Source organism: Rhodoferax sp. OV413 (assembly GCF_900104385.1).
Taxonomy (GTDB): Bacteria; Pseudomonadota; Gammaproteobacteria; order Burkholderiales; family Burkholderiaceae_C; genus Rhodoferax_B.
Window position 1 is genome coordinate 113,373 of record NZ_FNJA01000003.1, and the last position, 12,589, is coordinate 125,961.

11 protein-coding genes are annotated in these 12,589 nt (G+C 66.6%); 3 read left to right on the top strand and 8 right to left on the bottom strand.

The genetic code is table 11. The annotated features are described in order from the left end of the window. Positions 1-9: 9 nt before the first annotated feature. The 3 genes from BLT66_RS12165 to BLT66_RS12175 form a co-directional block, all read right to left on the bottom strand. Positions 10-1,665, bottom strand: coding sequence for a GMC family oxidoreductase (locus BLT66_RS12165; protein WP_092757988.1), 1,656 nt, complete (start codon positions 1,663-1,665; stop codon positions 10-12). Positions 1,666-1,742: 77 nt separating this feature from the next. Then, positions 1,743-2,231 (bottom strand): VOC family protein, encoded by a 489-nt coding sequence (locus BLT66_RS12170; protein WP_092757989.1) that lies wholly within the window; start codon positions 2,229-2,231, stop codon positions 1,743-1,745. 77 nt (positions 2,232-2,308) lie between these two features. After that, complete coding sequence (locus BLT66_RS12175; protein WP_092757990.1) at positions 2,309-3,217, bottom strand: LysR family transcriptional regulator; 909 nt, start codon at positions 3,215-3,217, stop codon at positions 2,309-2,311. Between the two features lie 205 nt (positions 3,218-3,422). Here BLT66_RS12175 and BLT66_RS12180 point away from each other — a divergent pair, with 205 nt between their 5' ends. The 3 genes from BLT66_RS12180 to BLT66_RS12190 are packed head-to-tail and all read left to right on the top strand — an operon-like array spanning position 3,423 to position 7,840. Continuing rightward, complete coding sequence (locus BLT66_RS12180) at positions 3,423-4,949, top strand: L-piperidine-6-carboxylate dehydrogenase (protein WP_092758431.1); 1,527 nt, start codon at positions 3,423-3,425, stop codon at positions 4,947-4,949. 12 nt (positions 4,950-4,961) lie between these two features. Next, entirely contained in the window at positions 4,962-6,137 is a 1,176-nt protein-coding gene (locus BLT66_RS12185) for an NAD(P)/FAD-dependent oxidoreductase (protein WP_092758432.1), read from the top strand. A gap of 23 nt (positions 6,138-6,160) precedes the next feature. Next, complete coding sequence (locus BLT66_RS12190) at positions 6,161-7,840, top strand: thiamine pyrophosphate-binding protein (RefSeq protein ID WP_092757991.1); 1,680 nt, start codon at positions 6,161-6,163, stop codon at positions 7,838-7,840. Between the two features lie 57 nt (positions 7,841-7,897). Here BLT66_RS12190 and BLT66_RS12195 read toward each other — a convergent pair whose 3' ends face one another. The 5 genes from BLT66_RS12195 to BLT66_RS12215 are packed head-to-tail and all read right to left on the bottom strand — an operon-like array spanning position 7,898 to position 12,589. Next, the gene (locus tag BLT66_RS12195) at positions 7,898-8,965 is read right to left on the bottom strand and encodes an ABC transporter substrate-binding protein (RefSeq protein WP_092757992.1); all 1,068 of its coding nucleotides are present in this window, start codon (positions 8,963-8,965) and stop codon (positions 7,898-7,900) included. A gap of 12 nt (positions 8,966-8,977) precedes the next feature. After that, on the bottom strand, positions 8,978-10,108 hold the full coding sequence (locus tag BLT66_RS12200) for an NAD(P)/FAD-dependent oxidoreductase (protein ID WP_092757993.1): 1,131 nt from the start codon (positions 10,106-10,108) through the stop codon (positions 8,978-8,980). Then, the gene (locus BLT66_RS12205; RefSeq protein WP_092757994.1) at positions 10,105-11,499 is read right to left on the bottom strand and encodes an FAD/NAD(P)-dependent oxidoreductase; all 1,395 of its coding nucleotides are present in this window, start codon (positions 11,497-11,499) and stop codon (positions 10,105-10,107) included. The genes BLT66_RS12200 and BLT66_RS12205 overlap by 4 nt, the downstream gene beginning before the upstream one ends. After that, a complete protein-coding gene (locus BLT66_RS12210) occupies positions 11,496-11,795 on the bottom strand; it encodes a (2Fe-2S)-binding protein (protein WP_176955039.1) in 300 nt (99 codons plus the stop codon). Before BLT66_RS12210 ends, BLT66_RS12205 begins: the two co-directional genes overlap by 4 nt. Positions 11,796-11,797: 2 nt before the next feature. After that, positions 11,798-12,589 (bottom strand): ABC transporter permease, encoded by a 792-nt coding sequence (locus tag BLT66_RS12215; RefSeq protein ID WP_092757996.1) that lies wholly within the window; start codon positions 12,587-12,589, stop codon positions 11,798-11,800.

Genomic DNA, 12,589 nt, shown 5'->3' on the forward strand with positions numbered 1-12,589 from the left:
CCCGGTTGCCTACACCCCGGTCACTATCCAACGCGCCGCCTTCTCCGCAATCATCAGCGTGGGGCTGTTGGTATTGCCGCTGGTGATGCTGGGCATCACGCTGGCGTCCACCACGCGCAGACCACGCACGCCGTGTACCCGCAGATGGCTGTCGACAACAGCCTGCGGGTCGCTGGCGCGGCCCATCTGGGCCGTGCCGACGGGGTGGAAGATGGTGGTGCCGATGTCGCCGGCCAGGCGGGCCAGCTGTGCGTCGGTCTGGTACTGCAGGCCAGGTTTGAATTCCTCGGGCTGGTAGCGGGCCATGGCGGGCTGGGCGGCGATGCGGCGGGTCAGGCGCAGCGAATCGGCGGCGATCTGCCGGTCCTCGTCGGTGGTCAGGTAATTGGGGGCGATGCGCGGCGCGTCCTCGAAGCGCGGGCTCTGGATCTGCACGCTGCCACGGCTGCTGGGGTTCAGGTTGCAGACGCTGGCAGTAATGGCCGGAAAGCCATGCAAGGGCTGGCCAAACGCCTCCAGGCTCAGCGGCTGCACGTGGTACTGCAGATTCGCATGGGCGCGCGACGCATCACTGCGCGTAAAGATGCCCAGCTGCGACGGCGCCATGCTCATGGGGCCGCTGCGGTGCAAGGCGTACTCCAGCGCAATCTGCGCCTTGCCCCACAGCGACGACGCCAAGGTATTCAGCGTGCGCACGCCCTGCACCTGGTAGACCGAGCGGATCTGCAAATGGTCTTGCAAGTTAGCACCCACGCCCGGCATATGGGCCAGCACCGGCACGCCCTGCGCCTGCAGCACAGCAGCATCGCCCAGGCCGGACAGCTGCAAAATCTGCGGCGAGCCCACGGCGCCGGCGCTCAGCACCGCCTCGCGCCGCACACCCACGGTACGGCGAACACCCTGCTGCACCAGCTCGACTCCGCTGCACACCGGTGCGCCGTCTGCGCCGGTGCTGAACAGCAGGCGGCAGACCTGGGCACCGGTCCACACCGTCAGGTTCTGGCGCTGCTTGCGTATGGGCCGCAAAAAGGCTTTGGACGCATTCCAGCGCCAGCCCTTGCGCTGGTTCACCTCGAAGTAGCTGACGCCATAGTTGTCGCCGCCATTGAAGTCCGCCACCGCCGGAATGCCCGCCTGCTGCGCGGCCAGCGCGAAAGCGTCCAGCACATCCCAGCGCAGGCGCTGCTTCTCGACCCGCCATTCGCCGCCGCTGCCGTGCAGCGCGGAAAAAGCCTCGTTGCCTCCCTGCTCCGCGGCGTCCAGGCGGTAGTGGTCCTCATGGGCGCGGAAGTCGCTCAGGCAGTTGTTCCAGCTCCAGGCTTCGTCGCCGGTCACACTGGCCCAATGCGCGTAGTCGCGGGCCTGGCCGCGCATGTAGATCATGCCGTTGATGCTGGAGCACCCGCCCAGCGTCTTGCCGCGCGGATACAGCAGCGAGCGGCCGTTCAACCCCGGCGCCGGGTCGGTGCGGTAGCGCCAGTCGGTGCGCGGGTTGTCGATGCAATACAGATAGCCGACAGGAATGTGGATCCACGGATAGTTGTCCGGCCCGCCCGCCTCCAGCAGCAATACGCTACGGCTCGCGTCCGCGCTGAGCCGGTTGGCCAGCAGGCAGCCTGCGGTACCGGCGCCTATCACCACGTAATCGAAAACTGCATCGCCCATGTGCTTGACCTACCTCAAAATTGAACCTCAGACGTCGGTACCAGCAAGATGCTCAAGCCGGGCGAAAACCGTTCACCTCAACCTGGGCCGCCAGCCCGCGCCGCCTCTATCGCTGCGATGTCGATCTTCCGCATGGTCATCATCGCGTCAAACACGCGCTTGGCCACTGCCGGATCGGGATCGGATATTCCCTCAATGAGAACACGGGGGGTGATCTGCCACGACAAGCCCCACCGGTCCTTGCACCAGCCGCACTCGCTTTCCTGGCCGCCATTGCTGACGATGGCATTCCACAGGCGGTCGGTCTCCGCCTGGTCGTCGGTGGAAATCTGGAACGAGAACGCCTCGCTGTGCTTGAACTGCGGGCCGCCATTCAGCCCGATGCAGGGGATGCCGACGACGGTGAACTCGACGGTGAGCACATTGCCTTGCTTGCCGTCGGGGTAGTCGCCCGGCGCGCGGAAGACCTTACCTACCGCGCTGTCGGGGAAGGTTTTGGCATAGAACTGGGCGGCATCGACGGCGGTGCCGTCGTACCACAGGCACAAGGTGTTTTTAGGGACCATGGTGTTGCTCCTGGATGCGGGGCACCCATTTAAGCCCATACCGGCGGTGGATGGCAAACGCGGCATGGCCGAGCCGCTCAAGGCAAAGCCAGCGTGGGCTTGGCCGCGTCCCGAATCCAATCCCGAAACGCCCGCACCAGCGGCGCCTGGGCACGCGACTCGGGGTAGACCAGGTAGTAGGCATCGCTGCTGTTCAGCGCCTGCGGAAACAGCTGCACCAGCGCGCCGGACGCGATCTCGGCCTCGACCAGAAATCGGGGCAACAAGGCAGCACCCAGACCCGATACCGCCGCCTGGGCGATCATGGCGAACTGCTCGTAGCGCGGGCCGCGCAGGGCGTGCACGCCGTCGGCGCCGACCTGCTCGAACCAGTCGGCCCATTGCGTGGGGCGGGTGGTTTGCTGCAGCAAGACCACGGTAGACAAATCCTGCACCTGGTTCACGCCGTGCTGGCGCTGGTAATCGGGGCTGCACACAGGCACCACCTGTTCGTGCATCAGGTACTCGCAGACCGCGCCGGCCCACAGCGGCGCGCCGAAGTGGATCGCGGCGTCCAGCGGCTCCTGGGCAAAGTCGAAGGGCTCGCTGCGGGCGGCGATGTTGACGGTGACATCCGGGTGGTGGGCCGCAAAGTCGCCCAGCCGGGGGATCAGCCAGCGGGTGCCGAAGGTGGGCAGCACGGCCAGGTTCAGCAAGCCACCACCGTCGGAATAGGCCATGACCTTCTGGGTAGCGCCAGCCAATTGCTGCAGCGCTGCGCGCACGTCGGCCGCGTAGACCCGGCCCGCATCGGTGAGCACTACGCGCTGGCGCACCCGGTGGAACAAGGCCATGCCCAGCAGCGTCTCCAGCTGACGGATCTGGCGCGACACCGCGCTCTGCGTGAGGTGCAGCTCTTCGGCGGCGCGCGAGATGCTGGTGTGGCGGGCCGCGGCTTCGAAGGCCAGCAGGTCGGATACCGGCGGCAGAAAGGTTTTACGAAACATGGTTATGCCCCTGGGGAATGAAGCTCGGCTGCTGCTTTTAAGTAATTCCAGGCTCTGGCGCATATTTTCTCTGCGCAAGCAGCTAGCATCTGTGGAAAGCACTTGATTCCATTTTCGCATCAAGTCCTTCGAATTTGTCGCTATGCAAGCGGGCTGGATTGGGGGATATTGGGGCTACTTTTTCACACTCCGCCACTGCGCCACCATGTCCCCAACCACCGCCGCCCTCCCCTCTGAAGTCGACCAGCTGCTGCAACGCCTGGGTGTACCGCGTGCCGCCTATACCGGCGGCACACTGGCCGTGCGCTCACCGATCTCGGGCGAGACGATTGCCAAGCTGTCGCAAACCTCGGCCGCCGACGCTACGGCCGCCATCGCCCGTGCCCACACCGCCTACCAGGCCTGGCGCAATGTGCCCGCGCCGCGCCGCGGCGAGCTGGTGCGCCTGCTGGGCGAAGAGCTGCGCGCCGCCAAAGCCGACCTGGGCCTGCTGGTAACGCTGGAAGTCGGCAAGGTACCCAGCGAAGGCGCAGGCGAGGTGCAGGAGATGATCGACATCTGCGACTTCGCCGTCGGCCTGTCGCGCCAGCTCTACGGCCTGACGATTGCCACCGAGCGCGCCGAGCACCGCATGATGGAAACCTGGCACCCTATGGGTGTGGTGGGCGTGATCTCGGCCTTCAACTTTCCGGTCGCCGTATGGTGCTGGAACGCCGCGCTGGCCCTGGTCTGCGGCGACTCGGTGGTATGGAAACCGTCCGAGAAAACCCCGCTCACCGCGCTGGCCACCATGGCGATTGCCCAGCGTGCGCTGGCCCGCTTTGGCGATGCACCTGCCGGCCTGCTGGAGCTGCTGATCGGCCAACGCGACATCGGCGAAGTGCTGGTGGACGACGAGCATGTGAAGGTGCTGTCCGCGACCGGCTCCACCGCCATGGGCAAAGCCGTGGCGCCGCGCCTGGCGGGCCGCTTTGCGCGCGCAATTCTGGAGCTGGGCGGCAACAACGCGGCCATCGTCACCCCGTCTGCCGACCTGGACCTGGCGCTGCGCGGCATCGCCTTCGCCGCCATGGGCACGGCCGGCCAGCGCTGCACCACGCTGCGCCGCCTGTTCGTGCACGACAGCGTGTACGACACCCTGGTGCCGCAGCTGGCCAAGGTCTACGGCAAGGTGCAGGTCGGCGACCCGCGCACGGCCGGCACCCTGGTCGGCCCGCTGATCGACCGCGCAGCCTTCGACAACATGCAAATAGCCCTGGAAGAAAGCCGCGCCCTGGGCGCCACGGTGCACGGTGGCGCGCGCGTAGAAGACATTGCCAGCGGCGAAGCCTTCTACGTACGCCCCGCGCTGGTCGAGCTGAACACGCACGCCGGCCCGGTGCTGCGCGAAACCTTTGCGCCCATCCTGTACGTGGTGCGCTACCAGTCGCTGGACCAGGCGATCGATTGGCACAACGCCGTGGGCGCAGGCCTGTCGTCTTCCATCTTCACGCTGAACATGCGCGAGGCCGAGCGCTTCATGGCCAGCAACGGCTCGGACTGTGGCATTGCCAACGTCAACATCGGCCCGAGCGGCGCCGAGATTGGTGGCGCATTTGGTGGCGAAAAGGAAACCGGCGGCGGCCGCGAATCGGGCTCGGACAGCTGGAAGGCCTATATGCGCCGCGCCACCAACACCATCAACTACTCGACGGCATTGCCGCTGGCGCAGGGCGTGAAGTTCGACATTTAACGTATGGCTCCCATGCCCATCGTGGTCATCGGCGGCGGCGTGATCGGCAGCGCCATCGCGTACTTCCTCACGCTGCAGCAGCCAGGCTGCCCGGTCGTGGTGCTGGAGCGCGACCCGACGTATGCGCAAGCGTCGTCGGCACTGTCGGCCAGCTCGATACGCCAGCAGTTTTCCACCGACATCAACATCCGCATCTCGGCCTACGGCATCGACTTCTTGCGCAATGTCGGCACGCTGCTGGCCTGCCATGGCGACACGCCGGACATCGGCCTGCACGAAGGCGGTTACCTGTATCTGGCCACCGCCGCCGGCGCGGCCACGCTGCGCGAAAACCATGCGCTGCAAACGCAGCATGGTGCCGATATCGCGCTGCTCAGCCCTGCGCAGCTGCAAGAACGCTTTGCCTGGCTGGCGCTGCAGGATGTGGCGCTGGGCTCGCTCGGCCTGTCGGGCGAAGGCTGGTTTGATGGCTACCTGCTGCTCACCGCGCTGCGCAAAAAGGCGCAAAGCCAGGGCGTGCGCTACATCGCCGACGAAGCCATGGGCCTGGACATGGCCCGCAGCGACGGCGTGCAGCATGTGGCTGCCGTACGGCTTAAAAGCGGGGGCACGCTGCCATGCCACTTTGCCGTGAATGCGGGCGGCCCGTGGGCTGCAGCCATTGCGGGTTGGGCCGACATCGCCCTGCCCGTGGTGGGTAAGCGCCGCACGGTGTTCAACCTGTCCAGCCCGGCGCAGCTGCCCAACTGCCCTTTGTTGATCGACACCAGCGGCATCTGGTTACGCCCCGAAGGCAAGGGCTTCATCGCCGGCTTTGCGCCGCCCGCCGACCAGGACGCCGACTTTGCGCCGCTGGAGCCCGAGTACCACGCATTTGAAGACCGCGTGTGGCCCACACTGGCCGAACGCATCCCAGGCTTTGAAGCGCTGCGCCTGCAAAGCGCCTGGGCCGGCTACTACGAGATGAACACCTTCGACCACAACGCCATCGTCGGCCTGCACCCCAGCTGCGACAACCTGGTGTCTGCTAATGGCTTTTCCGGCCACGGCCTGCAGCAATGCCCTGCCGTGGGCCGCGGCCTGGCGGAACTGATGCTTACCGGGCGCTACCAAAGCCTGGACCTCTCGCCCATCTCCATCCAGCGCATCGTGGACCGGCGTCCGCTGCTGGAAAAGAACGTCATCTGATCTCCCCTCCTTCTACACCTGCCATGACCCCACTACACAGCCGCACCGGCGGCCAAATCCTTGTCGACCAACTACTGGTCCACGGCGTACAGCAGCTGTTCTGCGTGCCCGGCGAAAGCTTTCTGGCGGTGCTGGATGCGTTGCACGATGCATCGATTGCTGTGTCCGTGTGCCGCCAGGAAGGCGGCGCCGCCATGATGGCCGAAGCCCAGGGCAAGCTGACCGGCCAGCCCGGTATCTGCTTTGTGACGCGCGGCCCGGGCGCCACCAACGCTGCAGCCGGCGTGCACATCGCCCACCAGGACTCGACGCCGCTGCTGCTGTTCGTCGGCCAGGTAGCGCGCGAGGCGCTGGGGCGCGAGGCGTTTCAAGAACTGGATTACAGCGCGGTGTTCGGCAGCATGGCCAAGTGGGTGGTGCAGATCGACGACCCCAAGCGCCTGCCCGAACTGGTGTCACGCGCCTTCCACGTCGCCACCTCGGGCCGGCCTGGCCCGGTGGTGATCGCGCTGCCCGAAGACATGCTGACCGAGGCCGCCAGCGTAGCCGATGCCCTGCCCTATGCGGTCACCGAAACCTACCCCGGCGCTGCACTGCTGGCCGAGCTGCAGCAGCGGCTGGCGGTGGCGCAGCGCCCGGTTGCCATCCTCGGTGGCAGCCGCTGGTCGGATGCAGCAGTGCAGCAGTTCACCACCTTTGCCGAGGCCTACACGCTGCCGGTGTACTGCTCATTCCGCCGTCAGATGCTGTTCAGCCATGCGCACCACTGCTACGCAGGCGACCTGGGCCTGGGGGCAAATCCGCGCCTGCTGGCCCGCATCCGCGATGCGGACCTGGTGCTGCTGGTCGGTGGCCGCTTGTCCGAAGTACCTTCGCAGGGCTACGAACTGCTGGGCATTCCCACGCCGCAGCAAGCCCTGGTGCATGTGCATGCCGACGCCGATGAGCTGGGCAAGCTGTACCGCGCCACCCAGACCATCCACGCCACGCCGCAGGCCTTTGCCGCAGCCGTATCCACGCTGCGACCCGCAGCGCCGGTGGCCTGGGCCGATGCCACCCAGACCGCACGCGCCGACTACCTGCGCTGGAGCGACCCAGCGCCCATCCGCATCCCCGGCCCGCTGCAAATGGGCGAGGTGATGCAGCATCTGCGCACCGTGCTGCCAGCCGACACCATCTTCTGCAACGGCGCGGGCAACTTCGCCACCTGGGTGCACCGCTTCTGGCCGTTCACCACCTACTCGAGCCAGTTGGCGCCCACCAGCGGCTCCATGGGCTATGGCCTGCCGGCCGGCGTGGGCGCCAAGCGCCTGTGGCCGCAGCGCGAGGTAGTGGTGTTTGCGGGAGACGGCGACTTCATGATGCATGGCCAAGAGTTCGCCACCGCCGTGCAGTACGGCCTGCCCATCATCGTGGTGCTGCTGGACAACGCCATGTTTGGGACCATCCGCATGCACCAGGAGCGGCACTACCCAGGCCGTGTCAGCGCCACCCAGCTGAAGAACCCCGACTTCTGCGCCTACGCCCAGGTGTTCGGCGGCCATGGCGAGAAGGTCACCACCACCGAGGAGTTCGCCCCGGCCCTGGCCCGCGCCCGGGCCAGCGGCAAGCCGGCCATACTGCACTGCCTGCTAGACCCGGAGGCCATCACGCCCAGCAGCACGCTGCAGAGCATACGTACTGCATCCATCGCCGCTCGGTGATGCAAACGTAAAAAAGGCCACCTGTTGAGGTGGCCTTTTTGCATCTGGCTGCCGTGCTTAACGCTCAATCGTCTTGTTCCAGCGCGCGTTCCAGGCGGGGCGGTTGGCGTTGACGCTGTCCCAGTCCAGGGTCACGGCGTTCTTCATCCACTTGGTGATGTCGGCTACCTGGGTCGCGCCCTCGCCCACAGCAGGCGCCTTGGGGTTGGTGGGGATTTGCGCGCCGAATTGCAGCACATTGGCCTGGGCCAGCGGGCTCAGCAGGAACTCGGCGAGCTTTTGCGACAGCTCGGGTTCGCTGTTGTTGGCAATCACGCACTGGCCGACCATCAACACCACCGAGCCCTCCTTGGGTTGGGCGTATTCCACCGGAATACCCTTGACCTTCAGCGCAGCCACAGCAGTAGGTGTCAGCGGGAAGATCGCCGCCTCGCCGGTTTGCACCATTTCCGACAGCTTGGCCGAGCTGGGGATGTACTCCAGCACGTTCGGGCCGATCATGGTCGGCCAGGCCTTGAAGCCGGGCTCGACGTTCTTGTCGTTGCCGCCCTGGATGCGGTTGAACATCAAGAAGCCGTGCAGGCCGAACGACGAGGACGATACCGACTGGAACACCACCTTGCCTTTGAACTTGGGGTCGGCCAGATCCATCCACGAGGTGGGCGCGGCCCAGCCTTTTTCCTTGAACATCTTGGCGTTGTAGGCCAGGCCGGTCATGCCCAGGCTGACGCCGCTGGCCATGTCGTCCTTGAAGTGGGCAGCGGGGTAGATCTCGGCCAGCGAAGGGTTGGGCCGCTGCTTCTGGCACAGGCCCATGCCGATGGCGCGCACCATGATGCCGTCGTCCAGGAACATCACATGCATCTGCGGCTTGTCCTTGTTGGCCTGGGCCTTGGCCAGGATGTCGGACGAAGTGCCCGGCACCACCACCACCTTGACGCCGTGCAGCTTCTCGAACGCCGGAAACACGTACTGCGTGTACGCCTTCTCCATGGTGCCGCCGTTCATGCCGATGTACAGCGTCTTGGTCTGGGCACTGGCAAAGCCGCTGCCGAGCAAAGCGGTGGCGGCCGCAGCGGCTATCAGCCCCCGGCGCAGAGTGCGTGAATGGAATGCATGGGACATGGTGAAATCCTTTCAGGGGGTGGTGGGTGCGGAAGAAAAACGTTGGATGGAAAAGGGGGCTATCGGCGTGCTGCTGTGGCCATCGCGGGCCAGCTCTGCCAGTACCTCGCCCACCGCCGGGCCAATCTGGAAACCGGCGCCGGCAAAGCCAAAGCCGTGGATCAGTCCGGGTGTGGTCTGGCTCAGGCCCAGCACAGGCTGGCGGTCCGGCAAATAGCCTTCGGTACCGCTCCAGGTGCGGATGAAATGGGCATGGCGCAGCGCGGGCAATAGCTCAACAGCTTGCACCGACAAGGTGGCGATGGCTGCGCGCTCAGACCGGGCCCGGTCAGCGTCCAGCGCCACACCGGCGCCACCGCCCAGCACCAGGTTGCCGCGCGCCACCTGGCGGCAGTAGATGCCACCGCCCTCCACGCCCAGGCTCCAGTCCATGAAGAACGGCAACGGCTCGGTCACGGCCATGGCCGGATGGCCGGATTGCAAAGGCACGGTCTCGCCAAACTGGGCAGCTAATTTGCCGGCCCAGGCGCCTGCGCAGTTCAGCAGCACCGGGGCTATGACTTCCAAAGCCTGGCCCGAGCGCAGCGTGAAATGCTGGCCGTCGTGCTGCACCTCGTCCACCGGGCTGCGCTCAAAAATCTGCGCACCGGCACGCCGGGCCGCCTGGGCAAAGGCCGGCGATACCAGGCGCGGATTGGCCTGGCCGTCTTCGGCACACAGCGAGCCGCCCACCGCCTTGCCACCCAGCCAAGGGCAGTGGGCGCGCAGGCGCGAGCCGGTCAGCAGCTCGATGCCCAGGTCGAAGTCACGGCTCAGCGCGCGGTAGTTCTCCAGCGCGGCCAGGTCGGCCTCGCTGCGCGCAATCTTGAAGTGGCCGCTGCGCTGATACTCGCCATCGGTGCCGATCAGATTCGGCAAATTAGCCCAGATACGGTGCGCGCGCTGGGCCAGCGGTAACTGGCTGACCGGCCGACCCTGGCGCCGCACGCCACCGTAATTGACCCCGCTGGAGCGGGAGCCGCACAGGTCGCGTTCCAGCAGCGCCACCTGCAAGCCCATGCGCCGCAATGCCAGCGCAGCGGAAGAGCCAACAATGCCGCCGCCCATGATGGCCACGTCGGCCTGGATGCGCTGGGCCGTCATGCCTGCACCTCCGCCGCCGAGGCATGCACCAGGTGGATAGGGATGGGCTTGATCGGCGCCTGGCCGCGCAAACGGCCCACCTGCTCCACCGGCTTGCCCGTGGCATGGGCCAGGATTTCGGCCGCGGCCACACCGCAGCTGCGGCCCTGGCAGCGGCCCATGCCGACGCGCGACAAGGCCTTGAGGCGGTTCATTTCATCGGCACCGGTGGCTTGCACCGTGTGGCGCAATTCGCCGGCGGTGATGTGCTCGCAGCGGCACACCACCAGCTCGTCGGGCGCCTGGGCGGCCCAGCCGACGGGAAACGGAAAGGCCCGCTCCAGACCGGCGCGGAATGTCTGCAAGCGCTGGAGCTTGCGTTCCAGCCGCTCGGCACGCGCGGCATCCACCGCCACGCCGTGGTCGGCGAGCAGGGCCAGTGCTGCGCGCTCGCCCGCCCATTCGGCCGCGTCCGCGCCCATGATGCCCGCGCCATCGCCCGCCAGGTACACACCGGCGACGCTGGAGCGGCCTGCGGCATCACGCTCGGGCAAATGGGCGCGCTGCTGCGGCGCAAAGGCGAAGCGGCAACCGAGCAGATCGGCCAACTGGGTCTCGGAACGCAGGGCGTAACCGAAGCCGATGGCGTCGCAGTCCAGCGTGCGCTCCTGCCGGCCGTCATGCCAGACCACGGCCCGCACCCGGCCATGGCCGAGTACGCGCACAGGCCGCACACCGCTGTGCAAGGCCACGCCGTGGGCACGCAGCCAGGCCACAAAATACAAGCCCTTGGCCAGCACCGCCGGCTGGGTCAGCATGGCAGGCAGTGCAGCCAGCTGGTCGCTGAAATGCGCGGTATCCAGTACCGCCGCCACCTCCACACCGGCCTTCGCATACTGGTAGGCCACCAGGTACAGCAAAGGACCAGTGCCCATGAAGACCACGCGCTGGCCGATCGCACAGCCCTGGTATTTGAGCGCCACTTGCGCACCGCCCAAGGCGTAGACGCCGGGCAGGGTCCAGCCGGGAATCGGCAGCACGCGGTCGGTCGCGCCGGTGGCCACGATCAGTTGCTGGTAAGGCAGGCTTTGCGTGGTTTGCGTGGGCCCGTGCAACACATCCAGCAGGCCGCCCTGGGCGTTCCAGACCAGGCTGTCGGGACGGTAGTCGATCTGGTTTTGCAAACTGTCGAAGGCGCTGTGCACGGCCTGGGCACGTGCGGCTTCAAAGCCGTACAGGGTCTGCGCCGCGCGCTGGAAGTGCGCGGGTGGCCGGCGGTAGATTTGGCCACCGACGCGCGGGGCTTCGTCCAGTACGAGCGGGCGTACGCCATGCGCTACCAGGGTCTGGGCGGCCCGCACGCCGGCCGGGCCGGCGCCGACGACCACGGGCTGTAACGGGCTTTTCGTCATGCCGATACTCCGCCAGTGCACACATCCATACCCGCAGTAACAAAGGTCGAGCAGGCGCGGAAGCGCTCACCATTCGCCGCCTGGACCCAGCAGTCCTGGCAGGCGCCCATCATGCAGAAGCCGGCACGCGGCTCAAAGCTGAATTCGTTGCGGCGCAGCTGCCCGCAATGGGTCAGCACGGCGGTCAACACGGTATCGCCCTCCAGCGCGCTGGCGGCTTGTCCATCCAAGGTAAATGGCACGGCGGCGCGGTCAGACTCCGCGACGCGGTGCAACAGGGGTTGCCAGGTAACCATGTTCAGCGCCCCACCAACACACGGTCCAGGCCATAGACCCGGTCCAATACGATCATGGCGCAGGCCGTCACGGCCACCATCAAGGCCGACACCGCCGCCATCAGCGGGTCGATCGACTCGGTGGCATACATGTACATGCGCACAGGCAAGGTCACCGTGCTCGGCGAGGTCACGAAGATCGACATGGTGACTTCGTCAAAGCTGTTGATGAAGGCCAGCAGCCAGCCACCGGTCACGCCGGGCAAAATCATCGGCAAGGTGATGCGTCCAAACACCTGGGCCTGGCTCGCGCCCAGCGACAACGCGGCCTGCTCGGCGCTGCGGTCAAAGCCCACCAGCGCCGCCACCACCAGGCGCAAGGTATAGGGCGTGACGATCAGCGCATGGGCGAACACCAGCCAGCCAAAGCTGCCGCCCCCGCCCACCAAGGCAAACAGGCGCAGCAGGGCCACGCCCAGCACCAGGTGCGGAATGATCAAGGGCGACAGGAACAGGCCGTTCAAAAAGCCGCGCCCCGGGAAGTTGTAGCGGGTGATCGCCATGCCCGCAGGCACGGCCAGCAGCGTGGCCAGCGTCGCCGATGCCAGGGCCAGCCACAGGCTGTTCCAGAACGACTGCATGAAGTCGGGGTGGGCAAACACCGCGCGGAACCAGCGCAGCGAGAACTCGGTGGTCGGCAGGCTGAGCGTGTTCTCGGGCGTGAACGCCACCACGCAGACCACCAGCAGAGGCGCGAGCATGAAAAGGATGACCAGGGCGTTGAACGCCAGGGCGAGAGGGCCGTTTTTACGCAT